Annotated in this window: 20 protein-coding genes; 9 read left to right on the top strand and 11 right to left on the bottom strand. The window is 44.1% G+C overall.

Going from position 1 to position 23,826, the window contains the following annotated elements:
* Nucleotides 1-10 precede the first annotated feature (10 nt).
* Complete coding sequence (locus HMPREF9193_RS03870) at nucleotides 11-1,849, bottom strand: DNA topoisomerase IV subunit B (RefSeq protein WP_021686763.1); 1,839 nt, start codon at nucleotides 1,847-1,849, stop codon at nucleotides 11-13.
* Between the two features lie 225 nt (nucleotides 1,850-2,074).
* Between HMPREF9193_RS03870 and HMPREF9193_RS03865 the strand changes: the two genes are divergently transcribed.
* From HMPREF9193_RS03865 to HMPREF9193_RS03845, 5 genes are read left to right on the top strand one after another with little or no spacing between them, the layout of a single operon-like run.
* Nucleotides 2,075-3,034 (top strand): ABC transporter ATP-binding protein, encoded by a 960-nt coding sequence (locus tag HMPREF9193_RS03865; protein ID WP_021686762.1) that lies wholly within the window; start codon nucleotides 2,075-2,077, stop codon nucleotides 3,032-3,034.
* Nucleotides 3,031-3,741 carry an ABC transporter permease gene (locus tag HMPREF9193_RS03860; protein WP_021686761.1) on the top strand — a complete coding sequence of 237 codons (711 nt, stop codon included), beginning with the start codon at nucleotides 3,031-3,033 and terminating at the stop codon, nucleotides 3,739-3,741. Before HMPREF9193_RS03865 ends, HMPREF9193_RS03860 begins: the two co-directional genes overlap by 4 nt.
* A complete protein-coding gene (locus HMPREF9193_RS03855) occupies nucleotides 3,741-5,810 on the top strand; it encodes a GldG family protein (RefSeq protein WP_021686760.1) in 2,070 nt (689 codons plus the stop codon). Before HMPREF9193_RS03860 ends, HMPREF9193_RS03855 begins: the two co-directional genes overlap by 1 nt.
* A 1-nt stretch (nucleotide 5,811) precedes the next feature.
* Nucleotides 5,812-6,456, top strand: coding sequence for a DUF4340 domain-containing protein (locus HMPREF9193_RS03850; protein ID WP_021686759.1), 645 nt, complete (start codon nucleotides 5,812-5,814; stop codon nucleotides 6,454-6,456).
* 37 nt (nucleotides 6,457-6,493) lie between these two features.
* On the top strand, nucleotides 6,494-7,195 hold the full coding sequence (locus tag HMPREF9193_RS03845) for a Bax inhibitor-1/YccA family protein (protein ID WP_021686758.1): 702 nt from the start codon (nucleotides 6,494-6,496) through the stop codon (nucleotides 7,193-7,195).
* Between the two features lie 56 nt (nucleotides 7,196-7,251).
* On the opposite strand, the gene HMPREF9193_RS03840 is transcribed toward HMPREF9193_RS03845, so the two are convergent.
* A complete protein-coding gene (locus HMPREF9193_RS03840) occupies nucleotides 7,252-8,118 on the bottom strand; it encodes an aldo/keto reductase (protein WP_021686757.1) in 867 nt (288 codons plus the stop codon).
* Between the two features lie 93 nt (nucleotides 8,119-8,211).
* Between HMPREF9193_RS03840 and asnS the strand changes: the two genes are divergently transcribed.
* A complete protein-coding gene (asnS, locus tag HMPREF9193_RS03835; RefSeq protein WP_021686756.1) occupies nucleotides 8,212-9,693 on the top strand; it encodes an asparagine--tRNA ligase in 1,482 nt (493 codons plus the stop codon).
* Nucleotides 9,694-9,705: 12 nt separating this feature from the next.
* On the opposite strand, the gene HMPREF9193_RS03830 is transcribed toward asnS, so the two are convergent.
* A complete protein-coding gene (locus tag HMPREF9193_RS03830; protein WP_040847557.1) occupies nucleotides 9,706-11,142 on the bottom strand; it encodes a lyase family protein in 1,437 nt (478 codons plus the stop codon).
* A gap of 104 nt (nucleotides 11,143-11,246) precedes the next feature.
* Between HMPREF9193_RS03830 and HMPREF9193_RS03825 the strand changes: the two genes are divergently transcribed.
* Nucleotides 11,247-12,752: an IMP dehydrogenase gene (locus HMPREF9193_RS03825; RefSeq protein WP_021686754.1), complete on the top strand. Its 1,506-nt coding sequence runs from the start codon at nucleotides 11,247-11,249 to the stop codon at nucleotides 12,750-12,752.
* Between the two features lie 7 nt (nucleotides 12,753-12,759).
* Nucleotides 12,760-14,217: a RecQ family ATP-dependent DNA helicase gene (locus HMPREF9193_RS03820; RefSeq protein ID WP_021686753.1), complete on the top strand. Its 1,458-nt coding sequence runs from the start codon at nucleotides 12,760-12,762 to the stop codon at nucleotides 14,215-14,217.
* Here HMPREF9193_RS03820 and HMPREF9193_RS03815 read toward each other — a convergent pair.
* From HMPREF9193_RS03815 to HMPREF9193_RS03780, 8 genes are all read right to left on the bottom strand, one after another.
* Complete coding sequence (locus HMPREF9193_RS03815; protein WP_021686752.1) at nucleotides 14,181-14,750, bottom strand: hypothetical protein; 570 nt, start codon at nucleotides 14,748-14,750, stop codon at nucleotides 14,181-14,183. The two genes, HMPREF9193_RS03820 and HMPREF9193_RS03815, sit on opposite strands and share 37 nt — an antisense overlap.
* Complete coding sequence (locus tag HMPREF9193_RS03810; RefSeq protein ID WP_021686751.1) at nucleotides 14,728-16,104, bottom strand: FAD-dependent oxidoreductase; 1,377 nt, start codon at nucleotides 16,102-16,104, stop codon at nucleotides 14,728-14,730. The genes HMPREF9193_RS03815 and HMPREF9193_RS03810 overlap by 23 nt, the downstream gene beginning before the upstream one ends.
* A complete protein-coding gene (locus tag HMPREF9193_RS03805) occupies nucleotides 16,101-17,579 on the bottom strand; it encodes a DUF4127 family protein (protein ID WP_021686750.1) in 1,479 nt (492 codons plus the stop codon). Before HMPREF9193_RS03805 ends, HMPREF9193_RS03810 begins: the two co-directional genes overlap by 4 nt.
* Before the next feature lie 4 nt (nucleotides 17,580-17,583).
* Nucleotides 17,584-18,273 carry a hypothetical protein gene (locus HMPREF9193_RS03800; protein WP_021686749.1) on the bottom strand — a complete coding sequence of 230 codons (690 nt, stop codon included), beginning with the start codon at nucleotides 18,271-18,273 and terminating at the stop codon, nucleotides 17,584-17,586.
* A gap of 82 nt (nucleotides 18,274-18,355) precedes the next feature.
* Nucleotides 18,356-20,533, bottom strand: coding sequence for a hydantoinase/oxoprolinase family protein (locus HMPREF9193_RS03795; RefSeq protein WP_021686748.1), 2,178 nt, complete (start codon nucleotides 20,531-20,533; stop codon nucleotides 18,356-18,358).
* Nucleotides 20,534-20,535: 2 nt separating this feature from the next.
* Nucleotides 20,536-21,825 (bottom strand): citrate transporter, encoded by a 1,290-nt coding sequence (locus HMPREF9193_RS03790; protein ID WP_021686747.1) that lies wholly within the window; start codon nucleotides 21,823-21,825, stop codon nucleotides 20,536-20,538.
* An 80-nt stretch (nucleotides 21,826-21,905) separates the two neighbouring features.
* Nucleotides 21,906-22,814: an ROK family transcriptional regulator gene (locus tag HMPREF9193_RS03785; protein ID WP_021686746.1), complete on the bottom strand. Its 909-nt coding sequence runs from the start codon at nucleotides 22,812-22,814 to the stop codon at nucleotides 21,906-21,908.
* Nucleotides 22,815-22,933: 119 nt separating this feature from the next.
* The gene (locus HMPREF9193_RS03780) at nucleotides 22,934-23,197 is read right to left on the bottom strand and encodes a hypothetical protein (RefSeq protein WP_021686745.1); all 264 of its coding nucleotides are present in this window, start codon (nucleotides 23,195-23,197) and stop codon (nucleotides 22,934-22,936) included.
* Between the two features lie 123 nt (nucleotides 23,198-23,320).
* Here HMPREF9193_RS03780 and HMPREF9193_RS03775 point away from each other — a divergent pair, with 123 nt between their 5' ends.
* Nucleotides 23,321-23,788, top strand: a complete 468-nt coding sequence (locus HMPREF9193_RS03775; protein WP_021686744.1) for an arginine repressor — start codon at nucleotides 23,321-23,323, stop codon at nucleotides 23,786-23,788.
* Nucleotides 23,789-23,826 lie beyond the last annotated feature (38 nt).

Genomic DNA, 23,826 nt, shown 5'->3' with positions numbered 1-23,826 from the left:
TTAGTAAAGCTTAAGCGTCTATTTGCTCAAGCAAATTGTGAACAATAAAATCGCGGCGCTGCGGAGTATTTTTACCCATATAAAACTCCAATAAACGCGGAACGTTTTTAAGCGTTTGCACTTCTACCGGCACCAAGCGCATATCGTCTCCGATAAACTGTCCGAATTCCGTAGGGCTTATTTCTCCCAAACCTTTAAAACGGGTTACTTCCGCCGCATTTCCAAGTAAGCTGACGGCTTCGTCGCGCTCGGCTTCGCTGTAACAATAGCGCGTTTCTTTTTTATTGCGCACGCGGAACAGCGGTGTTTCCAAAATAAAAACGCGCTGTCCGGTTACCAATTCTTCAAAATAGCCTAAAAAGAAAGTGAGCAAAAGGTTTCGGATATGAAAACCGTCGTTATCGGCATCGGTTGCAATAACGATTTTACCGTAACGCAAACCTTCGGTGTCGTTTTCTATACCGAGCGCCATCATCAAATTGTACAGTTCCGCATTTTTATAAATGTCCGTTCTTTTTTTACCGTACATATTTTCGGGCTTGCCGCGCAAACTGAATATTGCCTGCGTCATTGCATCGCGGCTTCCGACTAAAGAGCCTGCAGCCGAATCGCCCTCGGTTAAAAATATCATCGTATTTTCGCCTTTGGCGCCGTCTTCAGTATGATACTTGCAGTCTTTAAGTTTGGGGATTTTAAGCGCAATTTTTTTTGCCGCTTCTTTTGCTTCTTTTTTTACGGTATTTAATTCCGTACGCAATTTTTCGTTTGCCGTAATTTTTAATTCCAGAGCTTTTGCCGTTTCCGGGTTGCGGTGCAGCCAATCGTCGACGGCGGCTTTTGTTTCGTTTACAATCCAGCCTTTTACGTCGGTGTTGCCGAGTTTGTTTTTTGTTTGGCTTTCGAATATCGGCTCTTGAATTTTTACCGCAACGGCGGCAGCCATTCCTTCGCGCACGTCTTCGCTTTTGTAGTTTTTACGGTAAAATTCGTTTACGCCTTTTACAAAACCTTCTTTAAATGCCGATAAATGCGTGCCGCCGTCCGAAGTAAATTGTCCGTTTACAAACGAAAAAGAATTTTCTCCGTACGCGTTTGAATGGGTAAACGAAAATTCAATTTGTTTACCTTTATAATAGCCTACCGGATATAAACTTTCGCCTTCAAGTTCGTTGGACAATAAATCCAAAAGACCTTTTTCGCTGACATATTTAATACCGTTGCATACTAAAGTAAGCCCTGCGTTTAAATACGCATAGTTCCACAGCCTGCGCTCAACAAATTCCATATTAAACGCATATTCGCCGAACACTTGCGTATCCGGCACAAATTCCACATACGTGCCCGGTTTTGTTTCCGGTTTTGCTTGAATCGTTTTATTGCTTTTCAGTTTTCCGCGCTCAAACACCGCTTCGGCAGCTTTGCCTTCGCGCACGGACACTACTCTAAAAAAAGAAGACAGCGCGTTCACCGCCTTTGTACCCACACCGTTTAAGCCGACCGAAAACTGAAACACTTCGCTGTTATACTTGGCTCCGGTGTTTATAACGGATACGCAGTCAACCAATTTTCCCAAAGGAATACCGCGCCCGTAATCGCGCACTTTTACGCGCCCTTCTTTTACTTCCACGTCGACGCGTTTACCGTTGCCCATAATGAATTCGTCTACCGCATTGTCTATAACTTCTTTAAGCAGTATGTAAATACCGTCGTTTTGATTTGAGCCGTCGCCCAGCCGCCCGATATACATACCGGTACGAAGCCGTATGTGCTCAAGCGAACTGAGCGTTTTTATTTTGGATTCGTCGTATACGGCGGTTTTTGCATCTTTTTTTTCTTGTTTCACACCCATAGCATAACTATAACATAAAGAAGAAGCTGTGGAAAGAGTAAGCAAAACAAGCGACGCTACTGTACGGAAGCGAACCCGCCGCGCACAGTTCGGGCGACGCTACGGCACGGCAGCATCACCCAGGAGCCGCCAATGGCGCTCACACGCACTTTACCAAACAGCGCGGAATTGTTACCATAACCATTCGTAAACATTTAGTATTTATATATTATTGAGGAGAATATTATGATTGAACTGGCGCATGTTTCCCGTTCTTTCGGTTCTTTTAAAGCGGTAGACGACATCGGTTTTTCGATTAAAACCGGCGAAATCGTCGGACTTTTAGGACCGAATGGAGCGGGGAAAACGACAACCATGCGGATGATTACCGGTTTCCTTGCGCAAGACGAAGGAAGCATTACCATCGACGGACAAGACATACGCAGCGACGAAAAAGCATCAAAGCGTAAAATAGGCTATATGCCCGAATCCGCCCCGCTGTACGGCGACATGATTGTGCAAGACTATTTGGAATATGTTGCCCGCATGCAAGGCGTAGATCCGGTAAAAAAAACCGAAGCTTTGTGCGCCTCTTGCGGCTTAGCCGAAGTAATGCACAAAAACATCAGCGAACTTTCGCGCGGATACCGTCAAAGAGTCGGACTTGCCCACGCGCTTATGAACGATCCTGAAATCCTTATTTTAGACGAACCGACCAGCGGTTTGGACCCCAATCAAATCGGTGAAGTGCGTTCCCTGATAAAAGAAATTGGTAAAACCAGAACGGTTATTATTTCTACGCATATTTTGGGCGAAGTGGAAATGCTGTGCGACAGGGTTATCATCATTTCGCACGGAAAAATTGCCGCCGACAGCCCCACCTCACAGCTGCGCAGCCGTTACGGAAGCGGCGCAAATCTGTGCATTGCGGCAGCCGGAACAACGCAAAAAGAATTGACAAACGCGTTTTCGCAACTTCAAGGAGTACTTGAAGTTAACGGAATCGACGTACACGACGACGAATTCTCTTTTCCGCAAAACGCCGGTGTATGCGCCGTACGAGTTGCGCTTAAACCGGACACGGAAATCCGTCCGCAAGCCGCCGAAATCGTTGCCAAAAACGGCTGGAAATTGTACGAATTGTCGTTAAAGCGCAACAGCCTTGAACAAGTGTTCCGCACGCTGACTACGGGAGGTGAAGCATGAATACCAAAACGGTTATTGCAAAACGCGAATTAGCCGCTTATTTTGCCGGAGCAACCGCATATATCGTAATCGGTTTATTTTTGCTGTTTTCCGGATTTTTATTTTTTGCAGTATTTTTTTTGGCAAACCGCGCGGAATTGCGTCAGTTTTTTACCAACCTGCCCATGCTTTTGTCGTTTTTTATTCCCGCCGTTACTATGAAACTGTTTGCCGAAGAGCGCAAAACCGGCAGTTTGGAAACTTTAATGACGCTTCCGGTTACCTCTTTCGACGTAGTCGCAGGTAAATTCGGCGCCGCCGTTTTGTTCGGCGCGATTATGCTTTTACCGACCGTCGTATACGCCGTTACCGCATCTTTTTTCGGTTCGCTTGATATAGGCCCGCTTGTGTGCGGTTATATCGGAGCGCTTTTTTTAACGGCAGCTTTTTGTGCAGTAGGACTTTTTGCTTCAGCCCTTACTAAAAATCAAATCGTTGCTTTTTTTGCAGGTTTTGCTTTATGTATTGCGCTTGCTTTAATCGACCAATTTTTGATTTTTTTACCGGCACCGGTTGTAGGTTTTTTGCAGTTTTTATCGGCGGGAAGCCACTTTACGTCGATTTCACGCGGTATTATCGACAGCCGCGACGTAGTGTACTTTATATCGCTGACTGCTTTATTTTTAACGCTGACGGTTAAAACCGTCGATTCACGGAGGGCGGCATAATGAAAAACTTTTTACGGTATCTTAAAAGCCCTAAAAGCGATTTTTTACTGTTTATTATCGCACTGGTACTTTTAAACTTGGTAAGTGCACGAAGCTTTTTTCGGCTCGATGCAACCGCGCCCAAATCTTATTCTTTGTCGCAAGCGAGCAAACAAGTCGTAAAAACACTGGAACAGCCGCTTTCGGTAAAAGTGTTTTTTTCGTCAAACCTGCCCTCCCCGTACAACGGAACGGCAACATACGTTACCGATTTATTAACCGAGTACTCCGGCGCGGGTAACAAATACTTTTCGTGGGAACGCTTCGATATGGACCAAAGCGAAAACCAATCTTTGGCAAGCGCGTACCGGCTGTCGCAAGCGCAAATACAGGAAGTAAAAGACAATGAAGTCGGTTTTAAAAGCGTATGGATGGGCATTGTTTTAACCTATGCCGACTGCATAGAAACCATCGACGGAGTAACTTCATCGGAAGGTTTGGAATATAAATTAACTTCCAAAATGGTACAAATGATAAATGCGGTGAATACGCTTTCCGGATTAAAAGGGCAAGTATCTCTTACCTTATATATAAGTCCGCGCCTCGCCGATTTTAACATTAAAGGATTTTCTTCCATTAAATCGTCGGTACAAAATGCATTTTCTTCGCTTAACGAAAAAAATGAAGGACGCATAACGTACAGCGAAAAAGAGCCGGCACAAAGCGAAATTCAAGCATTGAGCGAAAAATACGGTTTACAAACCGTCGGCTGGACAGAAAAAGACGGCTCTGAAGGAAAGGGCGTTATAGGATTGGTATTGGAATACGGCGAAGCATTCCGCCTTGTACCGCTGCAAATGAGCAATACACTGTTCGGAGGCTATGTTATTACAGGCTTGGACGATATGGAGCAAAGCCTCAGCGAAAGCTTAACAGCTTTAACGGCGCGTTCTGCAGACATCGGCTATGTAACCGGACACGGCGAACGCGGTTTGTACGATGCGCAAAACGGAGCGGCAAACTTTGTTGCGTATTCATCCGATTGGTACACGTTTAAAGAATTGAATTTGAGCGAAAAGGACATAAGCCCAAATATATCAACGCTCGTTATAAATGGTCCGGTAGAAAAATTCAGCGATGCCGAACTATATAAAATAGATCAGTTTTTGCTGCGCGGCGGAAACATCGCTTTGTTTTTAGACCCGTATATCGAAAAACAGGATCAAACGGCAATGTACTACGGTATGCCGCCGACGTACGAAAAAAACGAAACCGGTTTGGAAAAACTGCTCGGTGCATACGGTTTTGAATTGGGTGAAGGCTATGTCATGGACACGCAGTGTTATGTTTCAAACACGGCAAACGGTAAAACAAACTTTTACTACGCACCTTTGTTGTATCAAAGCGGTATGAACAAAAAACACCCGATTTCGGCAAATCTTTCATACGTACTGTTTTTGCAAAGCGGCGCGGTAAAGCTTCTTGACGGTTTTGAAAATCCTGAGCGCAGCATTACCGTTTTGGCAAAAACAAGTAAAGAAGCGTGGGTACAAAAAGACATCAGTGTATTAAATCCCTCATATATTTTTCCCCCGGCAAAAACCGATATGAAAGAAGAAAATCTTGCCCTTATAGCTGAAGGCTCTTTTAAAAGCGCATTCGATAAACCGGTTGAAACGGATACTGCTATGAGCGACGCCGGCACGCCGACAGGCGGTACAACGGCACAAAAAGTGCACCTTACACACAGCTTACAAAAAGGACGTTTCTTTTTTGCAGGCTCGTCAAAAATCACCACCGGTATGCTTATCAATGACGACAGCGGTTCTCAAGCTATCGCCATGTTCGACCGTAATGCAATCGATTATTTGAATGGAAACGAACAGCTGTGTGCCATGCGCACCAAAGGGCTTTCGCTTAACGCATTAAACAAAACAACTGCAGCAAAGGCGGCTTTGGCAAAAATTATAAATCAATACGGCTTGCCGCTTTTTACGGTTATTGCCGGCTTTTTAGTATGGCATGCAAAAAGCAGACGCAAAAGAAAAATACGCAATCATTATTTGAACGCGCACACGGAGGATCGCTAATATGAATACACGAAAAATAATTTTACTGGCGGTTATTGCAGTTTTAGCGCTTACCTATACGTTTCAATTGATACGCTCGGGAAAAAATGCGGTACGCGATCTTGTGCTCAAAGAACAAGCGGATCTTATAAGCGTAGTAAAAGCAGACGGCAGTTCGTATACGCTGTCTAAAAAAGACGGCGAATGGTTTTTAGCCGAAAATGTAAAAGCCGAAAGCTATGTATCGGAGCGCATTGCCGACAATGTGCAAAAAGTGCGCGTTTTGGGAACCGTTTCGGCGGAAAGCCGGCAAAAAACGGCTGCCGAACGTTTCGGCTTTGATGAAAAAAACCTTATAACGGTAACGGCAGCTAAAAACGGAAAAACACTTCGCACCTTGTACATCGGAAAAACTGCCGAAACATCGGCACAAACGTACATACGGATCGACAAAGACGAAGCAGTATTGCTTGCTTCAAGCGATTTACGCGCCGTCTTTGACCGCAGCGAAGAAGAGCTTACGGCAAAAGAAAACGAAAATGACAAAACCGCCGACGCCGATGAAAGTATGAGCGCAAACGAACCCGGTCAAAGCGCCGACAACGGAGTTTCTTCGATGAACGGCATTACCGATTTAACCGAAAGCGGAGTTTCCGCTGAAAAATAAACTTGACACAAAGACTAAAGGGAGTTAACTTTTAAGTATGGATAATTCAACTCAAACAATCAGCCTTAAACAGGCAAATGAAGATGTACGGCGCAAGTTTATAAGCGGCGTATACGGCTGGATGGTACTGGCGCTCGCTATAAGCGGCGCGGCAGCTTTTGTAACGGCTCATAGCACCTTTATGCTCCGCTTGATATTCGGTAATCCGATCGTATTTTTCGCTTTGATTATCGGAGAGTTTGCTTTGGTTTTTTGGCTTTCAGCCGGAATCCGCAAAATGAGCAGCACAACGGCATTTACCGCTTTTATCGCTTATTCGGTGTTTAACGGTATTACTCTTTCGGCAATCTTTTTGCAGTACACTCCGAACGCCGTTGCAAAAGTGTTTGTAGTAAGCGCTTTAATGTTCGGCGGTATGAGTTTATACGGAGTTAAAACAAAAAGCGATTTGCGTTCGGCAGGACGGTACTTGCTGATGGGGCTGATAGGAATTATCATCGCTTCGGTATTAAACCTTTTGCTGCGCTCTTCTTCGCTCGATTGGATTATTTCCATTCTTGCCGTTGTCGTATTTACCGGTTTAACCGCATACGATACTCAAAAACTGATGAATATTTCGGTATATGCCGACGGAAGCGATAATTTCAAAAAGATCGCAGTTATCGGTGCACTGGAATTGTACCTTGATTTTATAAATATCTTTTTGTCTTTGCTGCGCTTGTTCGGAAAACGCAGGTAAAGTTTAAAAACCGTGCATCCGCACCGGTCGGGTAAAACCGCGATACACGCACAGTTTTAAGTAAAATACACGCGTTCCCGGTCGGGGTGTTCGCCCGACCAGCCCGCCGGGGGCATGCTTTCCAAACGCTGCATATCCTGCACATCTATTTTAAAAGACCACAAATTAAGGTTTTCTTTTATGCGTTCAACGGACGACGCTTTTGGAACGGGAATAATACCCCTTTGCACGGCAAAGCGTAAACAAATTTGAGCGGGGCTTACCCGGTATTTTTGCGAAAGCGAAACAATTAAAGAATCGTTAAGCATACGGGTTCTGCCTATGGGGCTCCACGCCAAAACCCGTATGCCCATTCGCTTGCAATAGCGCACGGTGCTTTCTTGCGTATAGCCCGGGTGAAATTCTATTTGATTTACTGCAGGCATAATATTACAATTGCGTACAATGTTTTCAATATGATGCGGCAAAAAATTGCTTAAACCGATTGCCCGTATACGCCCCTGTGCAACAAGTTCTTCCATAACACTCCACGTTTCAACATCGAGTTTTTCCCAATCGGGGCAAGGAATGAACGGAAGCGGCCAATGGATAAGGTATAAGTCGAGGTAATCGGTGCGCAGTGCCGAAAGCGTTTTTTCAAACGCAGCCTTTGTTTTCTTGCGCCCCATGTCGGTTTTCCACAATTTTGAAATATAAAAAAAATCCTTTCGCTCAATTCCGCTTTTTTCTACCGCGTCGGCAAGGTGTTTTTCGGTTTTATAAAAAGATGCCGTATCGAAACAGCGATAACCGGCTTCAATCGCTTGAGCGATTATCTTTGACGTGCCGCCCTCTGCGGCTTTGTATGTGCCGAAACCGATTTTCGGTATGCGAACACCGCAAGACAGCGTATAGCAGCGCTTTCCGTTTTTTTTGTTATCCATAACTACAGTATAGCACGCTTTTGAGTTTTAGCAAGGGAAGCAAAGAGAAGAAGGCGCCTTGAAGAAAAGCGCAAAAGGTGATATGACTATGCTATGCAGCATACATTGATTAAAGATATTCTTGTTTCAAAACCTGACGGAAAAACCGTAGACATATACGGCTGGGTGCGCACCAAACGTGATTCGAAAAATCTGTGCTTTATCGAAGTAAACGACGGCTCGTGCTTCGCTTCGATTCAGCTAACCTTCGACCGCGAAAGCACAAGCGCAAACCAAAACGCGTCGATGCACGGCATAGAGCACGGCGCTTGCAAACTCATTGAAAACGAACTGAAAAAAATAACGACCGGAGCTTCGGTTCACGCTTCGGGAAAACTCATACCCTCGCCCGCTTCGGGGCAGGCTGTTGAAGTTGCGCTCGAGTGCATAGACGTGCTCGGAGAAGCGAGCGCGGAAACCTACCCCTTACAAAAAAAAGGCCACAGTTTTGAATTCCTGCGCGAAATCGCCCACTTAAGACCGCGCACCAACGCGTTCGGCGCGGTAGGGCGCATGAGAAACCAAATGGCGTTTGCCGTTCATACCTTTTTTCAAGAGCGCGGCTTTAACTACGTACACACGCCGATTATCACGGCAAGCGATGCCGAAGGCGCAGGCGAAATGTTTCAAGTAACCACACTCGATTTAAAAAAGATTGCAGAAGCAGGCATCATCGCCGGTGCAAAAGGAATGAAAGCCGAAAAAGCCGCAGAACTCGTGGATTACACCAAAGATTTTTTCGGCAAAAGTGCAAACTTAACGGTGTCCGGACAATTGGAAGCGGAAGCGTGGGCAACCGCCCTTTCGCGCGTCTACACTTTCGGTCCCACTTTCCGTGCGGAAAACTCGAACACGCCGCGTCATTTGGCTGAATTTTGGATGATAGAGCCGGAAATGGCTTTTTTTGACCTCGACGACGACATGGACTTGGCGGAAGACTTTATCAAATATCTGGTGAATTGGGCGCTTACAAAATGCAGCGAAGATATGGCGTTTTTTGACGCGCGCATTCAAAAGGGGCTCATCGATACGCTAAAAAAAGTCGCTTCATCGGATTTTAAGCGCATAAGCTATACCGACGCCGTCAAAGAGCTTGAAAAAAACAACGGCCGCTTTGAGTTCAAAGCGTTTTGGGGTTGCGATCTGCAAACCGAACATGAACGCTTTTTAACCGAACAGCTGTTTAACAAGCCTGTAATGGTGTACGACTATCCCAAAGACATCAAAGCCTTTTACATGAAATTGAATGACGACGGCAAAACCGTGCGCGCAGTTGACGTGCTGGTTCCCGGCATCGGAGAAATAATCGGCGGCTCGCAGCGCGAAGAAAACTACGACGTGCTTTTGTCGCGCATAAAGGAATTGGGCTTAAATCCCGAAGACTATCGGTGGTACTTGGACTTGCGCAAATACGGAAGCGTCGTTCATTCGGGCTTCGGCTTAGGCTTTGAACGTCTTTTGCGCTATGTAACCGGTATGGCAAATTTGCGCGACGTTATTCCCTTTCCCCGTACGCCAAAGTCTGCCGAATTTTAACGCAAAAATATTTTACGAATTTTGCATCGTTGTACCGTAAAAGCGGTATTTTTGTGCAAGGCATCTCGCTTTTTGCGCGGCAATGCCGCAATAGCGTTCGGGGTGTTCAAAAAAAGAAGAGACATCGGTTGTGCCGAGTTTTTCCAGTTGAGATTTTATACGTTGAAAAACGTCGGCGTGTTTTTGCAAAACTTCAAAAAAATCCGCGCCGGTTTTTTCCGCTTCCAGCGTAATTAAGCGAATAATTTCGTGCGCATTCAATTCGCCGCTTTCTGCAAGCAAAAGATAGGCAGGTTCTGCAAGAATACCGCCCTTAACTTTTCCGCCGGCAGTATTCAAATTGCGCAGCATTGTGTCTGTATCGGCGCGCAAAGCGGCAACAATCGTTTTCATACGCTCGGCTGCAAGCGCAAAACCTGCTACATAATCGGCAACAAAACGCTGACTTGCCGAATTGGTTAAATCGCGCTGGTGCTCGGAAATTTGATCCATAAAAAAAGTCATCACGCGCGGCGCAAAAGCTTTCCATAAAGATTTTACGTGTTCGCTATTCCACGGATTGCGTTTGTGCGGCATAGTGGAAGAACCGACTTGCGATCCGGCAAAATATTCAAACACTTCGCCTATTTCGCTTCGCTGCAAATTGCGCAAATCATCGGCAAGGTTTGCTATAATGCCGAACGCAACATTGCACTCCAAAAGCAAACGCAAAAGATATTCGGGTTCCACCAGCTGTGTGGAATACTCGGAGGGTTTAAGCCCTACGTATGCAAGATAACGCTTTTCAAGCTCTTCCGGATCTTTTACCAAAAGAGATGTGCCGTTATAAGCGCCGACCGGGCCTGAAAGCTTACCTCGTAAATCGCACGAAAGACGCTCTATTTCACCGATCGATTTACCCAAACGGCTTACATATTCGGCAACGGCAAAACCGAAGGTAATGGGAACCGCATGCTGTCCGTGGGTACGCCCTATTTGCGGCACATCGCTGTCGCGTTCAGCTATCGTACACAATTCATTTTCAAGAGAACGCAGCACGGGTAAAACCGCACCTTGCATACAGTCTCTCATGCGCATGGCAAGTGCCGTATCCAAAACATCGACACTGGTGGCTCCCAAATGCACAAACGAAGCTATGTTTTCCGGAAGCATTGTTTTAAGCACGTTTACTAAAGCGCGCATACTGTGCTTGGTCTTTTTTTCTTCTTCGTACACGCGCGAACAGTCGATGTTTTGTACCGCTTCGTCGAGCATGCGCTCCGTTTTTTTATCAAGAACGGAACGCACGGCAAGATGAGCTTTAACGAGTGCGATTTCTGCTCGGGCGCAGGACATAATTGCTGCCTGCTCGGACACATAAGAAGACAATGTATTAAAAAGCTGTTCTTCCGACAACGAATAGCGGTGATCCAGCGGCGAAATGTTAAAAAATATATTGCGCGTTTCCATAACAGCAAAAACTATAACACGAAAAGCTTGTAATGTCATCATCCGCTAGCAACACAATGCAACCCCGCAATTGACAGCAATTAAGCTATGCCATATAATTATATATGGCATATTTTTTCGAACAAACATCACACACTTTTTCCGAATATTTATTGATTCCCGGCTATACTCCGGCGCATTGCATTCCCGCACAAGTCAATTTGCGCACCCCTGTCGTAAAATTTAAAAAAGGCGAGCAATCCGATTTACACGTAAACATTCCGCTGGTGTCAGCCGTTATGCAATCGGTTTCCGACGACAAAATGGCAATCGCGCTGGCAAAAGAAGGCGGCATTTCCTTTATCTACGGATCGCAGCCCATAGAAAAACAAGCGCAAATGGTATCCAAAGTAAAAAAATACAAAGCGGGCTTTGTTCCCTCCGATTCCAATTTACGCCCCGACCAAACACTCAAAGAAGCGCTCGCATTAACCGCACAAACGGGACATTCAACGATTGCCATAACCGAAGACGGAAGCGCACAGGGCAAACTGGCAGGCATTTTAACCGGGCGGGATTTCCGCATAACGCACACGAGCGAAGATGCACTCATAAAAGATTATATGACCCCGCTTTCCTCTTTGGTAACGGGAAAAGACGGTATCAGCTTAAGCGAAGCAAACGACCTTATTTGGAAGCACAAACTCAACTGTTTACCCATTGTTGCACCAAACGGCTGCCTTACCGCTATGGTATTCCGCAAAGATTACGCTTCTCACGAAGAACATCCGCTTGAATTGCTCGACGCTCAGCGCCGCTATATTGTAGGTGCCGGCATAAATACCAGAGACCACATGGAACGCGTTCCCGCATTGCTTGAAGCGGGAGTAGACGTGCTGTGTTTGGATTCTTCCGAAGGTTTTAGCGAATGGCAAAGCCGCGCGCTCAAAGACATACATCGCACATTCGGCGAAAAAGTGCGCGTGGGCGCGGGAAACGTTGTAGATAAAGAAGGCTTTTTATTTTTAGCCGAAGCCGGGGCGGACTTTATAAAAATCGGCATAGGCGGCGGTTCTATTTGTATAACGCGCGAGCAAAAAGGCATAGGACGCGGACAAGCCACCGCCGTTATTGAAGTGGCACAAGCACGCGACGAATATTTTCAAAAAACCGGCGTATACATTCCCCTGTGCTCCGACGGCGGCATAGTGCACGACTATCATATAACGCTTGCTTTGGCAATGGGAGCAGACTTTGTTATGCTCGGACGTTATTTTGCCCGTTTTGACGAAAGTCCCACAAACAAATTGATAATAAACGGAAACTACGTTAAAGAATATTGGGGAGAAGGTTCCAACCGTGCACGCAACTGGCAGCGCTATGACATGGGCGGCGAATCAAAATTGTCGTTTGAAGAAGGTGTGGATTCTTACGTTCCTTATGCGGGGAGTTTACACGACAACGTAAACGTGAGCATGAGTAAAATACGCCACACTATGTGCAATTGCGGCGCTTTAAGTATAAGCGAATTGCAGCAAAAGGCAAAAATAACGCTGGTATCGCAAGCGTCGATTGCAGAAGGCTCTTCTCACGACGTTGTGGTAAAAAATACCACAATACGGGCAGAGTAAGCGAATTATGTGCGCGCCTTTTGCCGTAGGCGACAACGTACACGAAACCGCACAAAAAGTATTTAACATACCCTATTTATATCCGTGGCAGCGCATGGTAATCGCCCACATTATGGACGCTTACCAAAACGAAGAGCGCGGCGGACAAATCGTACTGCTTCCGACCGGAGCGGGTAAATCCTTGTGCTTTATGATTCCTGCAGTACTTTTGCCGGGCGCAACGCTTATTATCTATCCGCTTTTAGCTTTAATGAACGACCAGCTCGGGCGACTGAAAAAACTGGACTTGGACGCGGTTGTTTTGCGCGGCGGACAAAGCGCACAAGAGCGTGAAGAATGCTTTAAGCGTATAAAAACAGGAACCCGATTTATTTTAACCAACCCCGAAACGCTGCAAAACGGCGCTTTAGTCGAACGCCTTGCAGAATGCGGTATAGCTCACGTTGCGGTAGACGAAGCTCACTGTGTTTCGGAATGGGGCGACAGTTTTCGCCCGGCGTATACGACACTGGGTACGATTATACAAAAACTGCACTGTAAAACAACTACCGCTTTTACGGCAACGGCTTCCGATACGGTATTAAACAGAATAAACGAAATACTGTTTGCAGGAAGCGCATACATTATGCGAGGCGAAACCGACCGGCCGAACATCCGCTATTACGTTATGCACACGGCTTTTAAACAAAACACTTTGATTGAAGCCGCCGCTTCTGAAAAAAGACCCTTAATTGTATTTTGCGCAAGCCGTACCCGATGCTCACAGCTTGCGCACGTGCTGCGCGATTTTTTATACCGCCGCGACGAGCGCGATACGGTGAAGTTTTATCACGCAGGTTTAACGCGCGAAGAGCGCGAAAATACGGAACAGTGGTTTTACCCGAAAACGGACGGTGTTTTGGTAAGCACGTGCGCATTCGGCATGGGAGTCGATAAAAAAGATATCCGTACTGTTATACACTACGATGCGCCTGATACGGCGGAAGCTTATGTGCAAGAAGCCGGTCGCGCGGGACGGGACGGTTCGCCGGCAAAAGCCGTATTACTGTGGTCGCCGCAAGACGGTTTTAAGGCAAAAGATACGGATGCGTCAAGCAGAGCGCGTGTAATCGCCGACTTTGCACAATCCGGTATGTGCCGGCGCAACATACTTTTAAAAGCACTCGGCTGCGAAGAAACTGCTTGCGCAGGATGCGATGTATGCGAAAAAACCGCAGTTAACAGCGCGCGTGATGCAGACGATTTTATCCGTTTTATACACAAAAACCGCAAGCGCTACAGCAAGCAAGAAGCCGTTCAAGCTTTTTGCGAAAAACAAAACCGCTTAAGCGCCGAAAAACTGGGAATACGTATATGGGAAGCACCCGACGTATCGGAGCTGCTTAACTTTTTTATCAAAACGGGCACAATTAACCCTAAAAAAGATTTTTACCGCACTGCTTCATTTTTTTGTTCCCGCCAGTAAAAGTCTATCCACTGACAGCAATAATTTTTCATCTGCGCATTTACAAAAGCAAAAGCCGCAAGTTCTCTAAACAAAGAAAAAAAACGGAGTCCAAACATCTGCTGCAAATATACATCCGTCGGTTTTTCTTTATATTCTTCAATATGATGAAAGGCTTCATGAAACAAAAGCGCAGCTTGAATTCTTTTAGCACCGTCCAATACGCCGTTTCGAATATCGCTTTTTATTTTAAGCGGAAAATCATCGTTCCAGTGAATGGAAGCATTATCGATTTCGTAATAGGCTTTATCGGTTCGTAAGCACTTTTCGGTTTCCGTATAAGGGGTAATATTCGTTACTCCCAAATCAAATATTGAGCTAAAAACATTTTTTTCCGATAACGGATACTTGGATGCCAAACGCCGGGCGTACAAAACACTCTGTGTATAATATGTTTTTAACTTTTTCGGTTCACAGTGCAAAAATACGGGTTGCGACAACCATAGCTCAAAATCGAGTTTTTCCGCACTTTTACACAATGCCGTTTTCATCATTTTTAAGCCAGTGCTTACCCGGGACTGCGCCTTGCAATACCAGGTTTTTTTGAATTTCGGCAGGATCTACAGCCGAAAAAGCACAATCTTTTTGAATTGCCGAAACGGCGGCATTGCCGGCAGCTTGTCCCAAAGCCATAACGGTAGCCGTAATCCGGGCGGAAGCAAGCGCTTCATGCGTAGCTGAAATACAACGGCCGGTTACCAAAAGATTATCCGGTCTTTCAGGCACCATAACACCGTAAGGAATATCGTAACAACAACTTTTTTCTTTTCGTATCCAATTCAATTCATTACCGACAGGATCGTGTATATCGATAGGAAAAGCACACATCGCCACACTGTTTTTATTTTCGCTGCTGTGAATAACCGCTTCGGTTGTAAGCGTTTCCATTCCTACAATTCGCCGGCTTTCCCTAACACCGATTGCCGGTGCTATCTTTTGTATATGGCAGTTTTTAAATCCGGGTATGTATTTCTTAAAGAAAAAAACAAGCATTTGAATTTGCCGGTGTGCTTCAATTTGTGCAAATGTTATATCTTCGGCATTAATTCCCGAGCGCTCGGTAACCCGGCTCATGTTAACCAAAACTTCTCCCGGATACACCCCTTGAAAAAATAATACTCTGTCACGAGGTAAAGAAAAATCGCCGGCACAACGTGCTCTCGTTACCAAATCAAAAAAACCAGAAACCGCTACATATTTTTTTAAATCACAGTCGATATTCAAAATAAATTGTTCCGGATTTTTTTTCATATAATCGATAACAGGCAAAAAATCAACCCCGCCAAGCGTAAATATTTGAGTCATCGGCTGAGCCATACCGTCTTTATCTCTACCCAACTCAAATTCTGTATGGCACATTGAAGCGATATCGCCGTCTCCTGTTGCATCTATAAACACTTTTGCCGCATAGGTATTTTTTCCGCTTTTATTAACCATCATAATATTTTTTAAGCAACGTTCTGTACAAGTTACATCTTCAATCCATGTGCTCAGTAAAAGCGTAATATTTTTTTCTTCGCTGAGCAGTTCAAAATATACTATTTTTAACGCTTCGGTATCGATCGGCGTAATTGTTGAAGCCATACCGATAGGATCGGGAATATGACCGAGTGTTGCTCCTTTTTGTGCCAATCTGTCTATAATTTCTTGAGCAATACCCTTTATAATCTGACGCTTTCCTGCATGAAAGGTCATCAACGGGCAAATCATTGCGGCGGTATTCATACCGCCCGGATATCCGTTTTTATCGATTAAAAGAACCCGAAGGCCGCGCCGAGCTGCCGTAAGGGTTGCTGTAATTCCTGCAGCTCCTGCACCGGCTATAATTACATCATATTCTTTTTTCATCTTTTTTTACTCTCCGTATTTACTAAAATTTCGGCTTCAAAAGTTCTCGGCCAAGGGAAAGAGATTTTAAAATCGGGAATTTTTTTACCGAAAATGCTTTTTAACACCTCTTTTTCTTCCCGTACCGTTTGCTTTAGAAGTATGGCTGCTTCTTTTATATTTTTTAATGCCCACACATCCTGACCTGCACACTGCAATTTTTTCGATACTTTTTCCCTAACAATTGCTTGATAAAAAAGGTCATCCAACAGCCGCTCGGCTGTAAAACGGCGATTTAGTCTCCCGTTTACTCCGTCGGACAATATAATTTGCGTTAAAACAGTCCCCAAAGCATTTCCCGCCGTATTCCACGCCGCATAACCATACAAAGTGCTCCAGCGGCACTTTTGCATTAATATGCTCATAAAGGAAAAATCGCCGCCGTTGGCATAGGCTAAATCCAAAAGGAATACTTTCTTTTTTGCTCGTATGTGCTTACACACAATATCTGCCATAACTTCGTAGTCGTCACGGCGGTAACTACCACTGTCTTCTCTTACCGGACAATAATCGCCCTGCCGTGTTTTAGGCGGTAAAATACACAATATTTTTTCGCAGTTTTTTACTTCCCGTATGTTTAACAAACGTAAATGGTCTTTTAGATTTTCATAAAAAGGGATATCTTCATATTTTGCCGTAAAGTTTCGATTATCGAATAAAAAGCACAATTGCACATCCGTGGTTTTGATTTTATTCTCAGCTACGGCACAAGAGGTCAATTCCATACCCGCTTCATCGGCTCCGTTATGAAAAAAAACTTTGCTTTCCAAATGTTCATCGCAAACCATACGCATAAGAATTTGTTTTTCAGGAATGTGTAAACTTTCGGCACAACAGTCTTCCTGCACGATTATTAATTTATCAAACACTGTTTTGGTTAAAAAAATACAACGGCAGTTAACATTGTGATTGCGTTGTCTTACGCATAAAAATTCATTTAAAACGTCAAAAGGAATGCGTTTTTCCAAGTTTTTAACCGCTTCAATATCTTCTTTTCGCTGAAAAGTCAATTCGGCATATTTTTTTTTGGAATATTCAGCTACCGCTTCCCACCATATTTTATTTTCTTCGCGTAAAGTGCCGATTGTCGTGCGCATTAAAACCGAAAAAGCCAGTATTTTTATGCGGGGGTGTTTTGCTTTAAAATGTTCCAGCCACAAAAAGTCATCTTCGATTTGTTCTTGTGTTTTTCCCTGTCGGCGCGAAGCTAGTAAGCCGCCGTATAAAAACTGGTCTACGGATAAAATGATGCAATCGGCAAAAGCGCCATTTTTTTCCAGCCATGCTTTTAAATCTTCCGTTTTTGACGGTTCAGTAAAATAATCCATTATCTTTTTCGGCGGCACGCTTATATTTACACGAGCGGCTTCGGCAAGCTCACGGATAAAGACGTAATTGCACGGTCTGGAATCCAAAGGCAGCAAACAAATGTTCATTTTTTTACAACCTGTTTATTGCTTGCTTAAAGCTCGATACGGCATGAGAAATCGTTTCTTTTTCTTTTCCGGTTACCACGGCTCCTATCATCAAAGCGCGAATACCGCAGCGCTGTAAAGCATAAACATGATCGGGAAGTATATAGCGCTGTGTGGGAACGACAACGGGAAGATCCGTTTGAGCGCATAAATAAGCGTATTGCATAAGTTCTTTTGCCGAAAGCGGCTGCCCATACGTTTCCCCTTTCATTATAGAAGCTTCCAGTATATCGGCTCCAACCGTTTTTAAAACACTTGCTGTTTCCAAAGAATCATTGCAGCTTAACGCAAGCATTTTTAAAACTTTATTATCATATAGGATTTCCGGCGGAGCATGAGACACATACAAAGATATAAAGTCAAATCCCAGTGCCACCGCTTTGGGATAATCGCGCAGTGCCGCTTGTATGTTATCGCCGATAACGATTCCGCACGGTCCCTTTGAACGCTCCAAAATTTTTTCCAAGCCTGCTTTTTCTTCATCAAAATTGCCGAATACGGTTTTGCTTGCGCGATGACTTACATTAATATGAACTTTAATTACATCGGCTCCGTTTTCCCATGCGGCATCTGCCAATTCCGGTTTGTTTGCCGGCAAACTCATTATTAAAGTCATTTTATTTTTTTTAAGCATAGTTTCAAAATGATGGTTCATTTGTTTTCTCCTTTATTGTTTATGTGTTTTAATACATATTCTTAAGTGCTGTTTCAAAAGTCGGTTACTTTTTTGACAGCCCCTAAGTACGCCGGTGCAGTATACACAGTACCGGCTCTTTTTTATCCAAACCTTCAAGTTCAAGTTTTATTAAAATTTTTAACTGCGAAAAATCAAGTATTTTAGTGTAATCGGCAATACGGCTTTTATATAAAATAAATACTTCCGGCAAAAGCATACCTATATCGTTGTAAACCGCTTTTTCTTCTATATAAGCAGCAATATCTTGAACGGCTGTTTCGGCTTTTGTTTGATAATAAAAGCCGTCTTGTATGGAAAGCTTTATAATACCGAAGCAATCCGTCGCGCGGTAATCAAGCACCTTTGTTTTTATTAAACCGAATATCTGCCGTTTTATTCGAGTACGACAAAATACATACAAAGATGAGGTTTGTCCGACTTTTTCTATTTCTTGTTCATCGACTTTAAAAGCATACGCCGTCCGTTTTAGAATTTCATCTTCGTCCATAGTTTTTCTTTCAACAATGCTTTTATCCATGCGCAAAGAACCGACAGCTGTTGCCCGCAAAATATTTTTTGCGCTGTCCGTTTCTATTTGAACTTCAACAGTAGCGCTATCCGCTCCCATACGTTCTAAACGGTCAATCACTTCCGTGCGGATTGCGGCGATATCCCGTTCGGTCGGCTGAACAACTGTACGCTCCACGCTATCACGCAGCATTGCTAAAGCCGCGCCGATTGCCGAAATAACTTCCGCTTTTTCGGCAATAACATAATTCATTGCCATTTTTTCAGCGAGGTGCGGAACTACGGATGAGGCTCCTCCCCCTCCGCCGATTAAGGATACCGTATCTTTATCCATATCGTATTCGCTCAGCAAGTCTTCAACCGTTGTTCGAATTTTTGAAGAAGCTTTACTCAAAATATCTTCGGCAAGCTTTTCGGCTGTTGTTCCCATTTGTTCAGCCAATCGACAAAATACATTTTTAACCGTCTTTTCATTTGAATATGCATAATCACCCGATTTAATTTGTCCGGCAGCAATAGCTGCATCGGTTAACGTAAGTGCAAAACGTTTACCTTTTTCGTTTACTGCAACCACGTAATCTGCAGGATCAGAGCTCACGGGGCTTATTAATTCCGGATGGACCTGTTCAAGTTCCGCTTCATCGGAAAAAGCTATGTAACTCAAGCCGGCAATGTGTGCGCTGCGCGGTCCTACATCGGCAACTGTGCCGTGTGCCATGCGCACCATAGACCCGCCGCCGATACCGACCGTACGCGAATCCAGCGTTTTTAAGTACGTTAAATGCCCTCCGACAACGGCTGTTTTCATCATAGCTTTACCGTTTTTTATAGCGGAAATATCCGTACTCGTTCCGCCCGTTTCCAAAAAAATACCGTCGGATACTTTAACATACATTAAAGCGGCGGCAATGCCGGCGGCGGGTCCGGAAAGCATAGTAAGAATCGGACGTTTTTTCATTTGAGCCAAATCCATTACTCCGCCGTCGCTTCGCATAATCATCAAAGGGGCTGTAATGCCGCTTTGTACTAAACTTTCTGCAGTCAGCTGCGCTGTTACAGTCATCTTAGGTAAAATACTGGCATTTATTACCGCCGTACGTGTGCGTATTTTTAAACCGTATAGTTGAGAAATTTCGCAACCGGCAGTCGCCAGAAGCCCTTGCTCTACGGCTTGTTCGGCTACCGCCTTTTCTTTTTCCGGGTTTTCCGTACTGAACGCTTCGCTTACAGCTATAACCGCACAGTTTTCTTTTTTTAATTTTTCGACTGCAACGGCGGCTTCTTTTTGTAAATCGGAAGATACCGAATTTATATAGCATACTGCAGTTTCAATTTTTTTCCCTTGAGTAAGTTCAATGTCTTTTACATTGGTATCGGCTTTTGCTTTTAAGCCGCTTAAACCGCAGCCCATGCCTATAACACCGACTTTGGCAACGTCTCCTTCAAGCAATGCATTTGTTGCCTGTGTAGTACTGTGTGCAACAAAACAGATTTCTTCGGGTTCAGCACAGGCTTGTTTCATTACGTCCTTAAAAACCCGTACAATACCTTCGGAAACCGAATGGACGGCGCTGTGCGTAGTCGGTGTTACAGCACAAGCAATTATCCGATTGCTCGGTGTTTCCACCGCTACCGCATGAGTAAATGTGCCGCCGACATCAATACCAACCCGTAAATTCCGAAGCGCCATCCATTCAACCTCCGCTGCCATTTTTAAAAAAACATAAAACCTGCTATAATCAAACCGATTACTGAAGCTGCCCACACAAAAGGCAAGGTTTTGCGTAAAATATCGTTTACATCCGTACCGGTAGCGGCAGCCGTCCATACATTATGCGTATTTGTAGGATCGCAAATACCCTGTATTTGTCCGGTAGCCATAAGAGCCGCCATTAAAGCTGCGCTGCTCAGTTTACCGGTTGAAAGCATAACCGCTCCCAAGCCCAAACCGAGCCCCCAAATATTTAAAGGACCGCGGTACAAAGCAAGCGGTGCCAGAATACCGAAAAATAAAATAAAACTCAGCGCATGAGAAGGCAGTACTGAAGCAAGCGGCTGTCCGATATGGGCAGTAACACGCGGATCCATAACAACTTTTAACAGCATGCCTATACCTATTATCAAAAAGATTGCTCCGGCGGAATCCGCAATACCTTGAGTAACCGACTTCGACAAGTTTTTTAAGGAGTCTTTATTTATTGTTGTAATAAAGCAATATATTATAGCGACGGTAAAAGCACCGATAATATTTACTTTAAGCACAAAAACCATAACCAGCGGAACTATCGGTGTAAGTAAAGCTAAAGGATTTATTTTTTTACACTGCGTCGCGGGAGCAGGGTCCGGCCATGAAATCTGTTTTTTCTTAAAAAGGTGTCCGTTTAATTTTGTTTGAACGATTACAAATAAGATACCAAACACTAAAAAAATCGCTCCCAACGGCCATGCAAACAGTTTAATTTCATTTGCCGTCATACCAAAACCGTCGATATACAATCCCCAGTTTGCCAAGTTAAATATACCGCCAGTACTTAACGAGATTAATAAAATACATGCACAAGTGAGCGGACTTATTCCAACGGAAGCCATAATAGGCAAAACAATACTTCCTATCATAATCACCGAACCCAAACCGCCTAATGTCGTAAACAAAAGACTTAACACCAGTAAAAAAGAAATACCCAACACTAAAGGGCGATCTCCCGCCAATTCCGATACTTTTCGTACCGTTTCTTCTGCTATTCCTGTATTTTTTACAAACTGAGCTAAAATAGCACCGAAAATTAGAATCATCATTGCCGAAGCCAACCGAACCGGACCTTCGACAAACAAAAGCGTTAAAATTCCCGGAGTTTTATCCGCTGAATCCGTAAACGGAATTCCCGAAACCAGTGCAATAAAAAAAGCCATTAAAGGCAAAGCAAAAAATGCGGACAGCTTTTTAGTGTACATCAACGCACACATAATAATAAAAATAACTACAATACCTATTGTAGACGCCATACGTCCTCCTTTTTATATCCGCCGCTAAGCGTACAATACAGTTACGAATACGGCGGCAAAAACGCAACAACAATAAAACGCTATAGCATAAAATAAATGGAACGAAACCATTCTTTTTGCACAACCGCAGCCGCACCGAGTGCACACATATTTTTCTTTGCTTCAAAACAAACGACCGATTGCGGCAAATCATTTTTCCATTGGGCTTTATAAGCCTGCGTTTTATATGCAATAAAAATCCGTTCAACATCGAACAATTCACTCAACAAACGCACTTTCCCCGTTAATCCATAAGAGTCCTCCCATTTACCATTATAATTTGTATGTCCGCGGCAAATTCCGCCGTTCAACACAAGAGCCGCTTTATCTGGTGAGTTTTCATAAAAAAAAAGGTAATTTTTTATGTCCGCAGCATAACCCACCAAACCTTCCCGTATGGCAGCGGCATTTACACGGTGGTCTATGTACGTGAAAATCATAAAATGACGTTCTATGATTTCCTTTAAATGAACTTGACTCCAGCATACATCGGGACAATCGATAACGATTTGTTCGGAAAAATCAATGTGTGCCGCAAGCCCTATGCCGATTCCTAACACACCGGGAAATTGTTTTATAACTTTTTCCAAAACACCCAACAAAAAATGAATTTTCGGCACTCGATTATCATACAGCTCAAAAAATTGCGTTAAAACGGTGTTTTCGCAGTCTGTTACAACGACATAAAAGCCGTTTGCACACATATCTACCCCTATAAAGCGTCCGTACGCTTTATTTAAGCGGTAAATTTCCGAACGCCTGCCTCCGATGGATTCTCCGTAGCCGTCGCCGACCAGCAATTTAAGTTTCAGCAAACTGTTTACCGCCGAAGATACAGTGGAATTGCTTAAACCGGTTAGCCGAACCAGCTGAGCTTTCGTTAAACGTTTTTCAGAAAAAAGACACGTCAGTATATTCGTTAAATTCCCGATTTTAAGTTGATCCAACATAGTCCTTTCCGAATAAACTTCTTACAAGCTTCGTAAAAAGTTTGTATAAAATATCGTAACACTGCTTTTTCAAAAAGTCAACAAAAAAATGTCAGGTTTTTGCCGGTGACGGTTTGATTTTACACGATAAAATCGTCTGCGGCATCCGAGTTTTCTTCTGCAGAAGCAGCGCTTTGTGCTGCACCTGCGGCATCCGATGCGGCGTTTTGAGAATCTGATTGAATGTGAACAAGAGATTTTTTATGCGAAGCGCTCTTTTTTTTGCGGTAGCGTGCTACATAAAAAACAAAATTAACGTATACAAGAACCGCAGCGCATGCGCCGATAAGACGTATATCTGAAAGTACTTTTCGGGCAACAAACATAATACGCGATATATCCATAATGTGAATATCGGCACAAAAAGTTTTTTCAAATAGGTTTAGTTAAGTCTAAATTATGGAAGAAAACTTGACAAAACCGTATCTTTATGCATTATTTAAATATACACTTTTTAAGGACTTGTTTTGAAAGAGCGTTTGGAACGTTTGAACCTTATCCGAAAATTAATACACTCACAAAACATAGAATCGCAAACGGCGCTGCTTGAACACGTGCAAAAAGCCGGTTTTGATGCTACGCAAGCAACGCTTTCGCGGGACTTAAAACTTTTAAAAGCGGCACGACTTCCGGACAATGCCGGCGGCTACAAATATTCACTTCCGCCTGACACAAAACAAAACAGCGGCGAATTGTATGCAAAAGATTTTATGCGCGGCTGTATTTCTATCGATTGCTCCGGCAATATGGCAGTTATTAAAACGCATTCGGGGCATTCAAACACCGTAGCCGAAGCATTGGATTGCCTTGCTGTAGACAATGTGCTCGGCACAATTGCGGGCGACAACTGCATTTTTGTTTGCCTTCGTGAAGGTGTCGGCGGTGCCGAATTTCTTAGAAAGCTTAAAGAAAAAATTCCCGCATTGAACATATAGTTTACGCACAGCAGACACACCGTCTGTCCGGCGTTTAG

The organism is Treponema lecithinolyticum ATCC 700332, assembly GCA_000468055.1.
Taxonomy (GTDB): Bacteria; Spirochaetota; Spirochaetia; order Treponematales; family Treponemataceae; genus Treponema_C; species Treponema_C lecithinolyticum.
The sequence above is the reverse complement of the archived record's forward strand: the minus strand, read 5'-3'. Positions and strand labels throughout refer to the sequence as shown.